Genomic DNA, 19,144 nt, shown 5'->3' with positions numbered 1-19,144 from the left:
CCCAGCCGTGCCCACACCGTCAACTGTGGCTGGGCGGCCAACAGTTGCGGTAACTACGTGCCACCGTCGCTCCATGTGCCTCAGCAAAGTCCGCGATTAGGGTCTTAATTACTGGCCAATAGTCGCGAATATTCAATACCCCGGCTTGAGGTGGCGCATTGATGGTTGGTGAGTCGAATCAGCTGGCTGGGATCGCCGTCGTCGGCATGTCCTGCAGGCTCCCTCAGGCTGCCGACCCGGCCCGGTTCTGGCACCTGCTGCGTGACGGAGTGGACGCGGTCACCCCGGCCCCCGAGGACCGGTGGCCGAACGCCGCCGGTTACCGCTTCGGCGGATTCCTGGAGGACGTCGAGGGTTTCGACGCCGCGTTCTTCGGGATCTCCCCGAACGAGGCCGCGGCCATGGACCCGCACCAGCGCCTTGTGCTGGAGCTGGCCTGGGAGGCCCTGGAGAACGCGCGGGTGCTGCCCGCGGAGCTGCGCGGCAGCGCGGCGGGCGTGTTCCTGGGCGCGATCTCCAACGACTTCGCGTCCCTGGGGGCCGGTGGCCGGCACGGCTACACCGGCGCCAACCGGGCGATGATCGCCAACCGGGTCTCCTACCTGCTCGGCCTGCGCGGCCCGAGCCTCACCCTGGACGCCGGCCAGTCCTCCTCGCTCGTGGCCGTCCAGATGGCGTGCGAGAGCCTGCGCCGCGGCGAGATCGGCCTGGCCGTCGCCGGCGGCGTCAACCTCAACCTCCTGGGCGAGACCACCAACGCCATCGGCGAGTTCGGCGCGCTGTCACCCGACGGCCGCTGCCACACCTTCGACGCGCGGGCCAACGGCTACGTACGCGGCGAGGGCGGCGGGCTCGTCGTGCTCAAGCCCCTCGCCGCGGCCATAACCGACCGGGACGTCATCCACGCGGTGATCCTGGGCGGCGCGGTCAACAACGACGGCGGCGGCGAGGGTTTGACCGTCCCCAGCAGCCGGGCGCAGGCCGAGGTCATCGAGTCGGCCTGCGCTCAGGCGGGGGTCGCGCCCGGTGCCGTGCAGTACGTGGAGCTCCACGGCACCGGGACCAAGGTCGGCGACCCGATCGAGGCCACCGCCCTCGGTTCCGTGTACGGCAAGGCCCGCCCGGCCACCGAGCCCCTGCTCGTCGGCTCGGTGAAGACCAACATCGGCCACCTGGAGGGCGCGGCGGGCATCGCCGGGCTGCTCAAGGTCGTGCTGAGCCTGAAGCACCGCGAGCTGCCCGCCAGCCTCCACTGCGAGACGCCCAACCCGGAGATCCCCTTCGACTCGCTGCGCCTGCGCGTCGTCCCCGAGACCCTCCCGTGGTCCGCGCGCCGCCTGGTCGCCGGCGTGAGCTCGTTCGGCATGGGCGGCACCAACTGCCACCTGCTCGTCACCGAGCCGCCGCGCCTCAGCATCGGCGGCTCCCGGCGCCCGCCCGTCCGCAAGGAGCCCGACGGCGGCGCCCCCTGGGTGTTGTCCGCCCGGTCCCCGGGCGCGCTGAAGAAGCTGGCCGAGCAGCTCGCCGAGGTCGAGGCCGACCCGGCGGACGTGGCGTGGAGCCTGGTGCGCAGCCGCGCCGCCTTCGAGCACCGCGCGGTGGTGCTCGGCACCGCCAAGCGGGAAGCGCTGCGGGCGCTGGCCGGCGGCCTGCCGCACGACGCGGCCGTCACCGGCTCCGGCGCCGGGCGCACCGCCTTCGTCTTCCCCGGCCAGGGCGCCCAGTGGCCGAGCATGGCCCGCGAGCTGCTGTCCAGCTCGCCCGCCTTCGCCGAGCGGGTCGCCGAGTGCGCGCTCGCGCTCGCCCCCTTCACCGACTACGACCTCATGGACGTGCTGCGCGAGAAGCCCGGCGCGCCCGGCCTCGACCGGGTGGACGTGGTCCAGCCCGCGCTGTGGGCCGTCATGACCGGCCTGGCCGCGCTCTGGCAGTCGTACGGCCTGCGTCCCGACCTGGTCATCGGACACTCCCAGGGCGAGATCGCCGCCGCCACCGCCGTCGGCGCCCTGTCCGCCCAGGACGGCGCCCGCGTCGTCGGGCTGCGCAGCAAGGCCATCGCCGGGATCGCCGGCAAGGGCGGCATGATGTCGCTGGCCGCGCCGCTCGGCGTGATCGAGAGCACGATGGCGCGCATCTCCCGCCACCTGGCCGTCGCCGCCGTCAACGGGCCCACGTCCTTCGTCGTCTCCGGCCCGCACGAGGCGCTCGCCGAGCTGAAGTCCCGGCTGCCCGAGTACCGCAGCCGGATCATCCCGGTCAACTACGCCTCCCACTCCGCCGAGGTCGAGCAGGTCCGCGACGAGGTCCTCGCCGCCCTCTCCCCGGTACGGCCCGCGTCCACGTGCACCACCTTCGTCTCCACGCTCACCGGCCGCCCCATCGACACCGCCGAGCTGGACGCCTCCTACTGGTACGCCAGCCTGCGACGGCCCGTCCGCTTCGGGCAGGCGGTCAGGGTCGCGCTGGAGCACGACGCCGGGGTGTTCGTGGAGTGCAGCCCGCACCCGGTGCTGGTGTCGGGGGTGAGCGAGACCGCCGAGGCCGCCGGGCGCGAGGTGGCCGCCGTCGGCACCCTGCGCCGCGACGACGGCGGGGCTGAGCGGGTCATGCGCTCGCTGGCCGAGGCCTACGCCGGGGGAGCCGAGGTCGACTGGGCCGGTCCCTGCGGGGGCGGGCGGCTGGTGGACCTGCCGACCTACCCGTTCCAGCGGCGTCGTCACCGGCTGGCCGTACCGGCGGGAGGAGCCACGGCCGGACGGGCGGCGCTCAACGGCGGGACGTCTCCGCACACATCGGGCGACGCGAACGGCGCTCACCACGCGAACGGCGCTCACTCCGCGGACGGTGCTCCTCACGCAGACGGTGCTCCTCACGCAGACGGCGCTTTCCACGCGGACGGTGCCGGGGCTGCGGGCTTTACCGGGGATGTCCGGGAGCTGGTGCTGACCACGCTGGCCGGGCTGCTCGGGCACGAGGACGCCGCCGGGATCGAGCCCGCCAGGACGTTCAAGAACCTCGGCGTCGAGTCCGCCACCGCGCTGGACCTGCGCAACCGGCTGCGCGCGGCCACCGGGCTGCGGCTGCCGACAAGCCTGCTGTTCGACCACCCGACCCCGCAGAAGCTGATCGACCACCTGCGCGCGCTGCTGGCGCGGGAGGCGCCGCGGGCGGCCGTTCAGGAGCGGGCGCGCCTCAACGACGACCCGGTCGTGGTGGTCGGGATGGGCTGCCGGTATCCCGGTGGCGTGGCCTCGCCCGCCGACCTGTGGAAGCTGGTCAGCGACGGGACCGACGCGATCACCGAGTTCCCGGCGAACCGGGGCTGGGACATGGCGGCGCTGTTCGCCACCGGCCAGGACCGTTCGGGCACCAGCGACACCGGCCACGGCGGCTTCCTGCACGACGCCGACCGCTTCGACGCCGCCTTCTTCGGCATCAGCCCGCGCGAGGCCGCCGCCATGGACCCGCAGCAGCGGCTCCTGCTGGAGATCAGCTGGGAGGCGGTCGAGCGGGCCGGGATCGACCCGGCCGAGTTGCGTGACACGGCGACCGGGGTGTTCGTGGGCGCGATGGCGCCCGACTACGGTCCCCGGCTGCACCTGTCCGGCGGCGTCGCCGACGGCCACCTGCTCACCGGCACCGCGCTCAGCGTGGTCTCGGGGCGGATCGCGTACACGCTCGGCCTGCGCGGCCCGGCGCTCACCACGGACACGGCCTGCTCGTCGTCGCTGGTCTCGATCGTGCTCGCCACGCAGGCGCTGCGCCGCGGCGAGTGCACGATGGCGCTGGCCGGCGGGGTGACCGTGATGTCCACGCCCGGCATGTTCGTGGAGTTCAGCCGCCAGGGCGGGCTGGCCCGCGACGGCCGCTGCAAGGCCTTCTCCGCCGCCGCCGACGGTACCGGCTGGGCGGAGGGCGCCGGGATGCTCCTGCTGGAGCGCCTGTCCGACGCCCGCCGCAACGGCCACCCCGTGCTCGCCGTCATCAGAGGCGGCGCGGTCAACCAGGACGGCGCCAGCAACGGCCTCACCGCGCCCAGCGGGCTGGCCCAGCAGGCGGTCATGCGCCAGGCGCTGGCCGACGCCCGCCTCACCTCCGCCGACGTGGACGTCGTGGAGGCCCACGGCACCGGCACCACGCTCGGCGACCCGATCGAGGCCGAGTCCGTCATGTCGGTCTACGACGACGTGTGGCTCGGCTCGCTCAAGTCGAACCTCGGCCACACGCAGGCCGCCGCGGGAGTCGGCGGCGTCATCAAGATGGTGCAGGCGCTGGAGCACCGCGTGCTGCCGCGCACCCTGCACGCCGACGAGCCCAGCCCGCACGTGGACTGGTCGGCCGGGAACGTCAGGCTGCTGACCTCGCCCGTGGACCTGCCCGAGGGCCGCACGCTGCGGGCCGCGGTCTCCAGCTTCGGCATCAGCGGCACCAACGCCCACCTGATCATCGAACAGGCCCCACCCACCGCCCCAGAGCACGCGGCCATCGCCCCAGAGCCCGCGTCGGAACACGCTCAGGAGCAGCACGCTCCGGAGGTCGCGTCGCCGTCCGGGCAGGAGTTTCTGGCCTGGGTGGTGTCGGCCAGGTCCGAGAGCGCGCTGCGTGCCCAGGCGCTCCGGCTGCGCGAGGTCGCCGCCGAGGCGTCCGACCTGGCCGCCGCCGGACGGGCGCTGGCCAGGAAGTCCGGGTTCGCCTACCGCGCCGTCGTGGTCGCCCGCGAGCGCGGCGAACTGCTCGCCGCCCTGGACGCGCTGGCGGAAGGCGCCCCGCACGCCGCGCTCGTGACCGGTGTCGCGGACAGGGACGTCCAGCCGGTCTTCGTCTTCCCCGGCCAGGGCTCGCAGTGGGCCGGAATGGCCGTCGAACTGCTGGACTCCGACGAGGTCTTCCGCACCGAGCTGCGCCGCTGCGACGCGGCGCTCAGGGCGCACACCGGCTGGTCCGTCGAGGACGCGCTGCGCGCCGAGGGCAAGCTGGAGGGCTCCGACGTCATCCAGCCGGTGCTGTTCGCGGTGATGGTGGCGCTGGCGAAGGTCTGGCGTTCGCTGGGCGTCGAGCCGTCGGCGGTCGTCGGGCACTCGCAGGGCGAGATCATCGCCGCCTGTGTGGCCGGCGCCCTGTCGCTGGAGGACGCGGCCAAGGTCGTGGTCCTGCGCAGCCGGGCACTGATGCGGCTCGGGGACCGTGGCGGCATGATCGCCCTGCCGGTCCCGGCCGAGCGGGGGCGCGAGCTGATCGAGCCGTGGGCGGGTCGGCTTTGGCCGGCCGTACACAGTGGGCCGGAGAGTTGTGTGATCGGCGGGGACGCCGACGCGCTGGAGGAGTTCACCGCCGCGCACGGCGAGAGCCTGAACGCCCGGCGGGTCGCGATCGGCTACGCCGCCCACACCCCGCACATCGAGGCGCTGCGCGAGGAGATCCTCTCCGCGCTCGACGGCATCAGGCCGCGCGTCGGCGAGGTCGCCTTCTGCTCCTCCTACGCGGGCGGCCTGATGGATCACGCCGAGCTGACCGCCGAGTACTGGTACACGAGCCTGCGCAACCCCGTCCGTTTCCAGGAGGCGGTGGAGTCGTTCGCGGGGACGCCGCTGTTCGTCGAGACCAGCCCGCACCCGGTGCTGACCGGCCACGTCCAGGACACGCTGACCGCCGCGGGCCGCCCCGGCGGCGCCACCGGCACGCTGCGGCGCGGCGACGGCGGGCGCGCCCGCCTGCTCACCGCGCTGGCCCAGGCCCACGTCCTCGGCGCCTCCGTCGACTGGCCCGCCGCCCTGGGCGCCGGCCCCCTCGCCGAGCTGCCCACCTATCCCTTCGAGCGGCAGCGCTACTGGCTCGACGGTACGGCCGGCGGCACCGACGTCTCCGCCACCGGCCTGGACGCCGCCCGCCACCCGCTGCTCGGCGCGGCCGTCCCGCTGGCCGCCGGCGACGGGCACCTGCTGACCGGCAGGCTCTCGCTCGCCGCCACCCCGTGGCTGGCCGACCACGCCGTGGACGGCACGGTCCTGCTGCCCGGCACCGCGTTCGTGGAGCTGGCCCTGGAGGCCGCCACCACCGTGGGCGCCGTGACCGTCGAGGACCTGACGCTGGAGGCTCCGCTGCGCCTGGCCGCCACGGAGGCGGTCCAGATCCAGCTGACCGTCGGTGCCTCCGACGAGGGCGGCCACCGCGACCTGTCCGTCCACGCCCGCCCGGCGGGCGACCCCGACGCCCCGTGGACCCGCCACGCGACCGGCACACTCTCGGGCAGCGCACCCGCCACAGCCGCCACGCCCCTCGCGGGCGAGCCGCTGACCGTCTGGCCGCCGGCCGACGCCACGGGCGTGGACCTGGGCGACGCCTACGAGCGCCTGGCCGAGCGCGGCTACGGCTACGGCCCCGCCTTCCAGGGCCTTCGCGCCGCCTGGCGCGCGGGCGCGGACGCCTACGTCGAGGTGGACCTGCCCGAGCACGCCGGCGAGGGCGCCGACCGGTTCACCCTGCACCCCGCTCTGCTCGACGCCGCGCTCCACCTGCTGGTGCTCGACGCCGCGGGCGAGCCGGGCACGCTGCTGCTGCCGTTCGCGTGGAGCGGCGTGCACGCGAGCACCGGCGGCACGCGCACCCTCCGCGTACGGCTGGCACCCCAAGGCCAGGACCGCCACGCCCTGACCGTGTACGACGTGTCCGGCGCCCCGATCGCCACAGCAGAGCTGACTCTGCGCGCGGTCCCGCGCACCGGCGCCGCCCCGTCCGCCGAGACCTACGGCGTCGACTGGGCAGAACTGCCCGAGCCCGAGCGCGGCGACGCCACCTGGGCCACGGTCGGCTACGACGCCTTCGCCGACGAGGCCGGCGGGCAGCGTTACTACGACCTGGCCTCGCTGGCCGACATGAGCGTGGACGCGCCGCGGGTGGTGCTGGTCCCGTTCGAGCCGGACGCCGATGACCTGCCCTACTCCGTGCACGACGCCCTCTACCAGGCCCTCGACCTCGTGCAGGGCTGGGTGGGCGACGAGCGGTTCTGGCAGTCCCGGATGGTCTTCGTGACCAGGGGACCCGCGGTCGTCACCGGCCCCCTGTGGGGACTGGTGCGCTCCGCCCAGGCCGAGCACCCCGGCCGCTTCGCGCTGGCCGACGTGGACGCGGGCTTCACCGACTGGGAACTGCTGGCCGCCACCGACGAGCCCCAGTTGCGGGCCCGCGGCGGCAGCCTTCAGATTCCCCGCCTGACCCGACGGACCGGGGGTCCGGCGGGCGCGACGCCGGCGAGCCCGAGCACGGCGGACCCGGGCTCGCCGGCCCCCGCTCCCGATCTGGTTCTCGCGAGCACCCTGGCCGGAGGGACCGTGCTGGTCACCGGCGGTACCGGGGCGCTGGGCGGGCTGGTGGCCGAGCGGCTGGCCGCGCGGCACGGCGTGCGTGACCTGGTGCTCGTCTCCAGGAGCGGCGCGAGCGCGCCCGGCGCGGCCGAGCTGACCGGGCGGCTGGAGTCGCTGGGCGCCCGCGTCACGATCGCCGCGTGCGACGTCTCCGACCGGGACGCCCTGGGCAGGCTGGTCGCCGGGATTCCCGAGCTGGCCGGGGTCGTGCACACGGCCGCGGTCCTGGACGACGCGACGGTCACCGGACTGTCGGCCACGCAGCTCGACACCGTGCTGGCGCCCAAGGCGGACGCCGCGTGGCGGCTGCATGAGCTGGCCGGGGACCGTCCGCTGGTCCTGTTCTCCTCGGTGGCCGGTGTGATCGGCACCGCGGGGCAGGCCGGCTACGCCGCCGCCAACGCCTTCCTCGACGCCCTCGCCGAGCACCGCCACGCCCTGGGACTGCCCGCGGTGTCGGTGGCCTGGGGCGCGTGGGAGACCGGGATGGCCGGTGAGCTGTCCGGCGCCGACGTCGCGCGGATGTCGCGCACCGGTGTCGCCACCCTCACCGCCGAGCAGGGCCTCGACCTCTTCGACGCCGTCCTGACCGCGCCGGCCGCCGAGGCCGTGGTCGTGGCGGCCCGGTGGGACGCCGCGGCGCTGCGGCAGCGGGCCGAGGCGGGGGAGCTCGCCTCGATCCTGCGCGGGCTGGTGCGCGCGCCCCGCCGTACCGCGGAGAAGGGAAGTTCCGCGAGGAACGGCACGGCGCCCGCGGCCGGGCCGGTGGCGCTGGTCGAACGGCTGGCCGTCATGGCCGAGCCGGACGCGCGCAACCACCTGACCGGCCTGGTCCGCTCGCACGTGGCGGCGGTGCTCGGGCACGGCGGCGCCGACCGCGTCGGCGTGGACAAGTCGTTCAACGAACTGGGCTTCGACTCGCTCACCGCGGTCGAGCTGCGCAACCGGCTCAACGCCGACACCGGGCTGCGGCTGCCGGCGACGCTCGTCTTCGATCACCCGACGGTCAGCGCGCTGGCCGAGCACCTGTTCCAGTCCCTGGCTCCGCAGACGCCCTCGCCCGAGGACACGCTGCGCGGCGCGGTGGAGAAGGTCGAGTCGATGCTGCTGGCGGCCAACGGGGAGGGCGAGGGGATCAAGGGACGGCTGGTGGCCATCCTGCGGAGCGCCCTCACCCGGTTCGGCAGCAGTGGCACCGCGGCGAACGGCGCCGCCGAGAAGATCGTTTCGGCCTCCGACGAGGAGATCTTCGCCTTGATCGACAACCGGAGCATGGCGGAAGGACCCGATCATGGCAACTGAGGAAAAGCTCCGCGATTACCTTAAGCGGGCCACGGTCGAACTCGCCGAGACCAGGCAGCGCCTGGCGGACGCGCAGGCGCGCAGCCACGAGCCGATAGCGATCGTGGGCATGGCCTGCCGCTATCCGGGCGGGGTGTCCAGCCCGGAGGAACTGTGGGAGCTGGTCAGGTCCGGTGTGGACGCGATCAGCGAGTTCCCCGCCGACCGGGGCTGGGACGAGGACGTCTACGACCCGGACCCGGAGGCTCCCGGCAAGTCGTACACCAGGCACGGCGGCTTCGTGCACGACGTGGCGAGCTTCGACGCCGGCTTCTTCGGGATCAGCCCGCGCAACGCGCTGGCCACGGACCCGCAGCAGCGGTTGTTCCTGGAGGCGTCGTGGGAGGCGTTCGAGCGGGCCGGGATCGACCCGGCGACGCTGCGCGGCAGCCGTACCGGGGTTTACGCGGGGTGCATGTACAACGACTACTCGGTCAGGTTCACCCACGGCGCGATCCCGCAGTCGGTCGAGGGCCTGCTGCTGACCTCCAGCACGCCGAGCGTGCTGTCGGGGCGGGTGTCCTACACGTTCGGGCTTGAGGGCCCGTCGATCTCGGTGGACACCGCCTGCTCCTCCTCGCTGGTGGCCGTCCACCTCGCGGTACGCGCGCTGCGCGACGGCGAGTGCGGGTTGGCGCTGGCCGGTGGCGTGACGGTGCTGGTGCCGCCGGACACGTTCGTGGAGTTCTCGAAGCAGCGGGGGCTGTCGCCCGACGGGCGGTGCAAGTCGTTCTCCTCGACCGCCGACGGGGTGGCGTGGGGCGAGGGTGCCGGGGTGCTGCTGCTGGAGCGCCTGTCGGACGCGCGCCGCAACGGCCGGCCGATCCTCGCGGTCATCCGCGGCACGGCGGTCAACCAGGACGGCGCCAGCAACGGCATGACCGCCCCGAGCGGGCCCGCCCAGGAACGCGTGATCGCGCAGGCGTTGTCCGACGCCAGGCTGACGACGGCGGACGTGGACGTGGTCGAGGCGCACGGGACCGGCACCAAGCTGGGCGACCCGATCGAAGCACAGGCCATTTTGTCCACATATGGACGTAATCGTGCGGCGGATCAGCCTCTGTGGCTCGGCTCCGTGAAGTCGAACATCGGACACGCCCAGGCCGCCGCCGGAGTCGCCGGCGTGATCAAGGCCGTGATGGCGCTGCGCAACCGCGTCATGCCGCCCACCCTGCACGTGGCCGAGCCGACCCCGCACGTGGACTGGTCGGCGGGCGCGGTCAACCTGCTCACCGAGGCCCGCGAGTGGGCGCCGCACGACAAGCGGCCCCGCCGCGCGGGCGTCTCGGCCTTCGGCATCAGCGGCACGAACGCCCACGCCGTCCTGGAGGAGTACGACCAGGAGCCCGTCCCCGCCACCGGCCAGACCGGTCAGGGCCCGATGGTCTGGGCGCTCAGCGCGCAGACGGCCACGTCGCTGCGCGGGCAGGCCGCCCGGCTGCGTGACTTCGTGCTCGACCGGCCGGAGACCGGCGCCCGGGACGTGGCCCACTCGCTGGTCACGCGCCGCGCCGCCTTCACGCACCGCGTCGCCGTACTCGGGAATGACCGTGAGGCGCTGCTGGCCGGGCTCGGCGGGCACCTGCGCGGCGAGGCCCCGGCCGAGGTCGTGGAGGGGCAGGCCAAGGAGCACCTCAAGCTGGCCTACCTGTTCACCGGCCAGGGCGGCCAGCGGCACGGGATGGGCCGCGAGCTGTACGCCGCCTTCCCCGCCTTCGCCAAGGCGCTCGACGAGGTCTGCGCCGAGCTGGACCGCCACCTCGACCGCCCGCTGCGCGAGGTGATGTGGGCCGAGCCCGGCACCCCCGAGGCCAAGCTGCTCAACGAGACCTCCTACACGCAGCCCGCGCTGTTCGCCTTCGAGGTGGCCGCCTTCCGGCTGCTGGAGTCGCTCGGCGTGCACCCCGGCATCGTCGCCGGTCACTCGGTGGGCGAGTTCGCCGCCGCCTACGCAGCGGGCGTCTGGTCGCTGCCCGACGCCGCCCGCCTGATCACCGCCCGTGGCCGCCTCATGCAGGCACTCGACGCCCCGGGCGCGATGGTCGCGATCGAGGCCACCGCCAAGGAGATCGCCTCGTCGCTGGCCGGGCAGGAGCACCTGATCGGCGTCGCCGCCGTCAACGGGCCCAAGAGCGTGGTCGTCTCCGGCGAGGTCGCGGCCTGCCTCGCGGTCGCCGAGCACTGGGCGGACCTGGGCCGGCGCATCCACCGCCTCGCCGTCAGCCACGCCTTCCACTCGCCGCTCATGGAGCCGATGCTGGGCCCCTTCGCCGCCGTGCTGGAGGACGTCGAGTTCGCCGAGCCGAAGCTGGAGTTCGCCACCAACCTCAACGGCGGCTCGTGGGCCGACCGCGAGTACTGGCTGGCCCAGATCCGCCGCGCGGTCCAGTTCCAGGCCATGATCGAGCGGCTGGACTCGCTCGGCGCCGACGCCTACCTGGAGATCGGCCCGCAGGCCGTGCTCGCCGGGATGGCCCACGACTGCCTGGACGGCCGCGAGGCCGCCGTCCTGACGTTCAGCCGCCGCAAGCGCCCGGAGGCCGACGCCCTCGTCACCTGCCTCGCGCAGGCCTGGGTGATCGGCGCCCGCGTCGAGTGGCCCGCGCTGACCGGCTCCGGCGTCCCGGTCGACCTGCCCACCTACGCCTTCGACCGCGAGCGCTTCTGGCTCGACCCGCCCGCCCGCGTCGCCGACCTGTCCGCGACCGGCCTGCGCGAGGTCACCCACCCGCTGCTGAGCGCCGCGCTCGACGTGGCCGGCGACGGCGTGAGCGTGCTCACCGGCCGCCTCTCGCTGTCCGGCTCGCCCTGGCTGGCCGACCACGCCGTCAACGGCGCCGCCGTACTGCCCGGCGCGGCCTTCGCCGACCTGCTGCTGGAAGCCGGCGGCCAGATCGAGGAGCTGGTCTTCGAGGCGCCGCTCGTGCTCACCGAGCGCGGCGGCGTGACCGTCCAGGTCGTCGCCGACGCCCCAGACGACCAGGGTGTACGGCAGGCCCGCGTCCACTCCCGCCCCGCGGCCGACCCCGATGCCACCTGGACCCGCCACGTCCGCGCCACCCTGTCACCGGAGCCCGCGGCACCCGCCGCCTGCGACTGGGCGGCGACCTGGCCCCCACCGGGCGCCGAGCCGGTCGAGGTGGCCTACGGCCCGCTGGCCGACGCCGGTTACGAGTACGGGCCCGCCTTCCAGGGCGTGCGCGCGCTGTGGCGCTCGGGCGAGGAACTGTTCGCCGACGTGGCCGTGGGCGAACTCGACGTGACCGGCCACTGGATTCACCCGGCGCTGTTCGACGCGATGTTCCACGTGCTGCTGATCGGCGCGCCCTCGGCGGAGCTGCGGCTGCCGTTCGAGTTCCGCGGCGTACGGCTGGTGAGCCCGGGAGCGACGGCGCTGCGGGTGCGGCTGCTGCGCGACGGCCAGGACGGCTGCTCGATCGAGGCGGCCGACGCCGCCGGCCGGCGGGTGTTCGTGCTGGAGTCCGCGCGCGTCCGCGCGGTGGCCGCGGGCGCGCTCGGCGGCCACTCGGCCGGTCCCGCGCCCTACGGCCTGGACTGGGTGGAGGTCGCGCCGGCGGGCGAGCCGGTCGGCGCGTTCACGGTGGTGCCGCTGGCCGAGGGCACGCCGCGCGAGCTGACCACCCGGGCGCTGGCCGCGATGGCCGGGGAAGAGCGCCTGGTGGTCTTCGCGCCGCGCGGCCTGGACGCCGCGGTGGTCCGGGGCCTGGTGCGGACGGCGCAGACCGAGCAACTGGGCCGGTTCGTCCTGGCCGACGTGCCGGACGGCTTCACGGACTGGGAGCGGGTGCTGGCGACCGGCGAGCCGCAGGTGCGGGTGTCGGACGGCAAGGTGCTGGCCCCCCGCCTGGCGCGCAGGACCGTCGAAGGGCCGGTCACGCTCGCCTCCGGCACGGTCCTGGTCACCGGCGGGACCGGTGACCTGGGCGGGCTGATCTCCCGTCATCTGGTCGAGCGGTACGGGGTGCGCGACCTGGTGCTCCTGTCGCGGCGCGGTCCCGCCGCACCGGGGGCGGCGGAACTGCGGACGGCGCTCGAAGAGCTGGGCGCCAAGGTCGAGGTGCTCGCCTGCGACGTGGCCGACCGGCGGGCGCTGGCCGCGGTGGTGGACGGGATCGCGGATCTGACCGGTGTCGTGCACACGGCCGGGGTTCTCGACGACGCCACGATCGAGGGGCTGACGCCGGAGCGGATCGACCGGGTCTTCGCCCCCAAGCTGGACGCGGCCTGGCACCTGCACGAGCTGACCAAGGACCGCGACCTCAAGGCCTTCGTGCTCTTCTCCTCCCTGGCCGGCATCCTCGGCAACGCCGGACAGGGCAACTACGCCGCCGCCAACACCTACCTCGACGCGCTGGCCGAGCAGCGCACCGCCGAAGGACTGCGCGCCGTCTCCATCGCCTGGGGGCTCTGGGACGGCGGCATGGGCGGCGAGCTCACCGACCTGGAGATCGCCAGGCTCGCCCGCGCCGGTGTCGCCCCGCTCGGGGTCGAGCACGGGCTGGCCCTGTTCGACGCCGCACTGGCCGGGGACGAGCCGGTGGTCGTGGCGGCCCGCTGGGACATGGTCGGGCTGCGCGCCAGGGCCGAGGACGGCAGCCTGCCGCCCCTGTTCAGGGGGATGGTGCGGGCGCCGCGCCGTACCTCGTCGCAGAAGAAGGGGACCGGGCGGCTCACCGAGCGGCTCGCGGCGCTGACGGAGTCCGAGGCCATGCGGCTGCTCACCACGACGGTCCGCGGCCACGTGGCCGCGGTGCTCGCCCACGCCAGCGCCGACCACATCGACGTGGACAGCGCCTTCAACCAGCTCGGGTTCGACTCGCTCACCGCGGTCGAGCTGCAGAACCGGCTCAACGCCGAGACCGGCCTGCGGCTGCCCGCGACGCTCGTCTTCGACCACCCGACGGTCTCGGCGCTGGCCAAGTACCTGCACGAGAGCCTGGCACCCGCCACGCCGTCGCCCGAGGACCTGCTGCGCGGGGTCCTGGAACGGGTCGGCTCCATGATCACCACCGCCAAGGACAACGGCGAGGACATCCGCGGCCGCCTGGTCGCCGTGCTGCAGAGCGGCCTGACCAGGTTCGGGGGCACCGCGAGCAATGACGACGAGGGCGTCGACATCGACACCGCCTCCGATGAGGAGATCTTCGCACTCATCGACAAGGAACTGTGAACCATGACAGGAAAGGCCCGAGCGATGGGTACCGAGGACAAGCTCCGCGACTATCTCAAGCGCGCCACCGTCGAACTGGCGGAGACCCGCAGGCGCCTGACCGAGGACGAGAGCCGTCGCCACGAGCCCATCGCCATCGTGGGCATGGCCTGCCACTTCCCCGGCGGCGTCAGCAGCCCCGAGGAACTGTGGGAGCTCGTGCGCTCCGGCCGCGACGCCATCGGGGACTTCCCCGACGACCGCGGCTGGAACCTCGATGACCTGTACGACCCCGACCCCGACGCGATCGGCAAGAGCTACACGCGCAACGGCGGCTTCATCCCCGACGCGTTCGACTTCGACGCCGCGTTCTTCGGCATCAGCCCGCGCCACGCGCTCGGCACCGACCCGCAGCACCGGCTGTTCCTCCAGGCCACCTGGGAGGCGTTCGAGGCGGCCGGGATCGACCCGGGGACGCTGCGCGGCAGCCGTACCGGCGTGTACGCGGGCGTGATGTACGAGCACTACTCCAACCGCTTCCTCGACGGCTCGCCCGAGGCGATCGAGGGCACGCTGTTCACCTCGTCCGTGGCCAGCGTGCTGTCCGGCCGCGTCTCCTACGTCTACGGCCTGGAGGGCCCGTCGATCTCGATCGACACCGCCTGCTCCTCCTCGCTGGTCGCCATCCACCTCGCCACCCAGGCGCTGCGCCGGGGCGAGTGCACGCTGGCCCTGGCCGGCGGCGTGACGTTGATGCCGTCGCCGGTGCCGTTCGTGGAGTTCTCCCGCCAGCGGGCACTGTCGCCCGACGGGCGCTGCAAGGCGTTCTCCTCCACGGCCGACGGGGTGGCCTGGGCGGAGGGCGCCGGAGTGCTGCTGCTTGAGCGCCTGTCGGACGCGCGCCGCAACGGCCGCCGCATCCTCGCCGTCGTCCGCGGCAGCGCGGTCAACCAGGACGGCGCCAGCAACGGCATGACCGCTCCCAGCGGGCCCGCCCAGGAGCGCGTGATCGAGCAGGCGCTCGCCGACGCCCGCCTCGACCTCCACGACGTCGACGCCGTGGAGGCGCACGGCACCGGCACCACCCTCGGCGACCCGATCGAGGCGCACGCCCTGCTGGCCACCTACGGACGCAGGCGGCCCGCCGACCGGCCGCTCTGGCTGGGCTCGCTCAAGTCGAACCTCGGGCACGCCCAGGCGGCGGCCGGGGTCGGCGGCGTGATCAAGATGGTGAAGGCGCTGGAGCACCGGGTGCTGCCGCGCACGCTGCACGTGGCCGAGCCGACCCCGCACGTGGACTGGTCGCTGGGCGGCGTACGGGTGCTGACCGGCGAGGTCGAGCTGCCCGAAGGCGAGCGCCCGCCGCGCGCCGGCGTCTCCAGCTTCGGCGTGAGCGGCACCAACGCGCACCTGATCCTGGAGCGCGGCCCCGACGAGGAGCCCGCCCCCGAGACCGCCGCGCCGCTGGTGTGGGTCGTGTCGGCCAAGACCGGGAGCGCGCTGCGCGCCCAGGCCGCCAGGCTGCGCGGGCGGGCCGCGACCGCGTCGCTCACCGACCTGGCCGCCGCGGGCCCGGTGCTCGCGCGCCGGGCCAGGTTCGCCCACCGCGCCGTCGTGATCGCCGCCGACCGCCTCGAACTGCTGGCCGGCCTCGACGCGCTCGCGGACGGCGCCCCGCACCCCGCCCTCCTGGAGGGCGTCGCCGCCGCGGCCCGCACCATCTTCCTGTTCCCCGGCCAGGGCTCGCAGTGGCCGGGAATGGCCGTCGAGCTTCTCGAGGCCAGCGAGGTCTTCCGCGAGCGGCTGCGCGCGTGCGACGAGGCGCTCAAGCCGCACACCGGCTGGTCGGTGGAGGACGTGCTGCGCTCGGGCGAGAAGCTGACCGGCTCCGACGTCATCCAGCCCGTGCTGTTCGCGGTGATGGTCGCGCTGGCCGAGCTCTGGCGCTCGCTCGGCGTCGAGCCCGCCGCGGTCGTCGGCCACTCGCAGGGCGAGATCGCCGCGGCCTGCGTCGCCGGAGTCCTCTCGGTGGAGGACGCCGCCCGGATCGTCGCGCTGCGCAGCCGGGTCATCGGCGAGCGGCTCGGCGGCACCGGCGGCATGCTCTCCGCCGCGCTGCCGTCCGAGCGGGTGCGCGAGCTGCTCGCGCCGTACGAGGGGCGGCTGTGGATCGCCGTGGACAGCGGGCCGGGCGGGTGCGTCGTCGCCGGTGACGTGGACGCGCTCGACGAGGTGGCCGCCGCCTGGGAGGAGCCCTACCGGGCGCGCAGGATCGCGGTGGACTACGCCTCGCACACGCCGCACATCGAGGTCCTGCGCGACGAGCTGCCCGCGCTTCTGGGCGAGGTACGGCCGGGCCGTACCGACATCGAGTTCTGCTCCTCGATGGCCGGGGACTTCATCGACACCGACCGGCTGACGGCCGGCTACTGGTTCGACAACGTGCGCAACCCGGTCCTGTTCCGGCAGGCGATCGGCTCGGTCACCGGAGCGCCGCTGTTCGTCGAGGTGAGCCCGCACCCGGTGCTCCAGGCGGACGTGGCCGAGATGAACGAGTCCGCGGGCATCTGCGGCACCCTGCGCAGGGGCTCGGGCGACTGGCGGCGCTTCCTGACCGCGCTCGCCCAGGCGTTCGTGCTGGGCGCCGAGGTCGACTGGGCCGCCGCGCTCGCCGCCATCCCCTTCCGGCACGTGGACCTGCCTACCTACGCCTTCGACCGGCAGCGCTACTGGCTGGACGCCGGCGCGCGGGCAGGGCGCGTCCCCGGCGTGGACGGCTCCGAGCACCCGCTGCTGAACGCGGTCGTGCCGGTGGCCGACGGCGGGCTCGTGCTCAGCGGCCAGCTGTCCACCAAGATCGCGCCCTGGCTGGCCGACCACGCGGTCGAGGGCGGCGTCCTGCTGCCCGGCGCCGCCTTCGCCGAACTGGCGCTCGAAGCGGCCGCCGCCGCCGGCTGCGAGCTGGTCGAGGAACTCATCATCGAGGCGCCGCTGATCCTCACCGGAACCGCACGCCTCCAGGTCGTCGTCTCCGCCGAGACCGACGGGCGGCGCGGCATCACGATCTTCTCCGAGACCGGCGACGCCTGGGTCCGTCACGCCTCCGGCGCCCTGGCCGTCACCGGAACCGCCTCTCCCGGCTGGGCGGCCACCTGGCCTCCCGACGGCGCCCAGCCGGTGGAGGTGGCCTACGAGCAACTGGCCGCCCAGGGCTACGAGTACGGGCCCGCCTTCCAAGGCGTGAGCGCGATGTGGCGCGCGGGCGAGGAACTGTTCGCCGAGGTCAGCGCCCCCGACGGGGTGGACGTGACCGGGTTCGGCATCCACCCCGCGCTGCTGGACGCCTCCTTCCACCCGCTCGTGCTGGCGGCCGAGGGGGGCGCGCTGCGGCTGCCGTTCGCCTTCCGTGGCGTGCGTCTGTCGGCCGCGCAGGCCTCCCTCCTGCGCGTACGGCTGACGCCGCGCGGCGCCGACGACGCCGGGATCGAGGCGGTCGACGCCGCCGGTCACCCGGTCTTCTCGATCGACTCCCTCCGCGTACGGCAGGCCGCCCCCCGACCGGCCGCCGCCCAGGTGGCCCCGCACGGCCTGGACTGGGTGGAGATCGCGCCCACGGCCGATCCGGCGGGCTCGTTCACGGTGGTACCGCTGGCCGAGGGCACGCCGCGCGAGCTGGCCGCCCGCGTCCTGGCGGCGGTGGCAGGCGAGGACCACCAGGTGGTGTTCGCGCCCAGCGGCCTGGACGCCGCAGTGGTCCGGGGCCTGGTGCGGACGGCGCAGACCGAGCAGCCGGGCCGGTTCGTCCTGGCCGACGTGCCGGACGGCTTCGCCGACTGGGAGCGGGTGCTGGCGACCGGCGAGCCGGAGGTGCGGGTGCGCGACGGCAAGCTGTTCGCCCCGCGCGTGGCCCGCAGAACCGCCGGGGAACCCGAGCCCATCGGCTCCGGCACGGTCCTGGTGACCGGCGGGACCGGCGGTCTGGGCGGGCTGATCTCTCGTCATCTGGTCGAGCGGTACGGGGTGCGCGACCTGGTGCTCCTGTCGCGGCGCGGTGCCGGCGCACCGGGAGCGGGAGAGCTGCGCGCGGAGCTCGAAGAGCTGGGCGCGCGAGTCGAGGTGCTCGCGTGTGATGTGGCCGACCGGCGGGCGCTGGCCGCGGTGGTGGACGGGATCGCGGATCTGACCGGTGTCGTGCACACGGCCGGGGTTCTCGACGACGCCACGATCGAGGGGCTGACGCCGGAGCGGATCGACCGGGTCTTCGCCCCCAAGCTGGACGCGGCCTGGCACCTGCACGAGCTGACCAAGGACCGCGACCTCAAGGCCTTCGTGCTCTTCTCCTCCCTGGCCGGCATCCTCGGCAACGCCGGACAGGGCAACTACGCCGCCGCCAACACCTACCTCGACGCGCTGGCCGAACTGCGCAGGGACGAGGGGCTGCCGGCCGTCTCCATCGCCTGGGGGCTCTGGGACACCTCCACCGACCTGACCGGCGGGCTCAGCGCCGCCGACCGGGGCAGGCTGGCCCGCTCCGGCGTCGCCCCGCTCGACTCCGCTCAGGGGCTGGAGTTGCTGGACGCGGCGCTGGCCACCGACGAGGCCGTGGTCGTGGCGGTGCGCTGGGACACCGCCGGGCTGCGGGCCAGGGCGGAGAACGACGACCTTCCCGCCATGCTGCGCGGGCTGGTGCGCGGGCCCCGCCGTACCGCGTCGAACGTGACGGTCGCGGGCGGGCTGGCCGAGCGGCTGGCGGCGCTCCCGCACACCGAGAGCCTGCGCCTGCTGACCGCCACCGTCCGCGCGCACGTCGCGGCCGTGCTCGCCCACGCCAGCCCCGACCAGATCGACGTCGGCACCGCCTTCAGCCAGCTCGGGTTCGACTCGCTCACCGCGGTCGAGCTGCGCAACCGGCTCAACGCCGAGACCGGCCTGCGGCTGCCCGCGACGCTCGTCTTCGACCACCCGACCGTGACCTCCCTGGCCGACTACCTGTTCCGCACGCTCGCGCCCAAGACGCCCTCGCCCGAGGACGTGCTGGAAAGCGCCCTGGAGCGCGTCGAGGCCATGCTCACCAGCGCCAACGGGGAGGGCGAGGCCATCCGCGGCCGGCTCGTCCCGATCCTGCAGACCGCCCTCGCCCGGTACGGCGCGGGCCAGAACGACGCCGACGGCATGGTCGAGAAGATCGACGCCGCCTCCGATGAGGAGATCTTCGCGCTCATCGACAACGAACTGTGAACCCATGACTCCCGTTACCGGAAAGGTTCGCCCG

Annotated in this window: 3 protein-coding genes; all 3 read left to right on the top strand. The window is 74.5% G+C overall.

All coding sequences use genetic code 11. The annotated features are described in order from the left end of the window. The first annotated feature begins 161 nt into the window (after positions 1-161). Genes ACFWY5_RS33835 through ACFWY5_RS33825 form a run of 3 tightly spaced genes read left to right on the top strand, consistent with a single transcriptional unit; the run spans position 162 to position 19,110 of the window. Positions 162-8,663 (top strand): SDR family NAD(P)-dependent oxidoreductase, encoded by an 8,502-nt coding sequence (locus ACFWY5_RS33835; protein ID WP_379636713.1) that lies wholly within the window; start codon positions 162-164, stop codon positions 8,661-8,663. Continuing rightward, positions 8,653-13,893 (top strand): type I polyketide synthase, encoded by a 5,241-nt coding sequence (locus tag ACFWY5_RS33830; protein WP_379636710.1) that lies wholly within the window; start codon positions 8,653-8,655, stop codon positions 13,891-13,893. The genes ACFWY5_RS33835 and ACFWY5_RS33830 overlap by 11 nt, the downstream gene beginning before the upstream one ends. Before the next feature lie 3 nt (positions 13,894-13,896). Continuing rightward, positions 13,897-19,110: an SDR family NAD(P)-dependent oxidoreductase gene (locus tag ACFWY5_RS33825; RefSeq protein WP_379636708.1), complete on the top strand. Its 5,214-nt coding sequence runs from the start codon at positions 13,897-13,899 to the stop codon at positions 19,108-19,110. Positions 19,111-19,144 lie beyond the last annotated feature (34 nt).

Origin of the sequence: Nonomuraea sp. NPDC059007, from assembly GCF_042740555.1 — a bacterium.
Classification (GTDB): Bacteria; Actinomycetota; Actinomycetes; order Streptosporangiales; family Streptosporangiaceae; genus Nonomuraea.
The sequence above is the reverse complement of the archived record's forward strand: the minus strand, read 5'-3'. Positions and strand labels throughout refer to the sequence as shown.

What these genes read in the sequence shown, in the direction of transcription:
- ACFWY5_RS33835 (WP_379636713.1), top strand. Translation starts at nt 162, where the DNA reads ATGGTTGGTGAGTCGAATCAGCTGGCTGGGATCGCCGTCGTCGGCATG.
- ACFWY5_RS33830 (WP_379636710.1), top strand. Translation starts at nt 8,653, where the DNA reads ATGGCAACTGAGGAAAAGCTCCGCGATTACCTTAAGCGGGCCACGGTC.
- ACFWY5_RS33825 (WP_379636708.1), top strand. Translation starts at nt 13,897, where the DNA reads ATGACAGGAAAGGCCCGAGCGATGGGTACCGAGGACAAGCTCCGCGAC.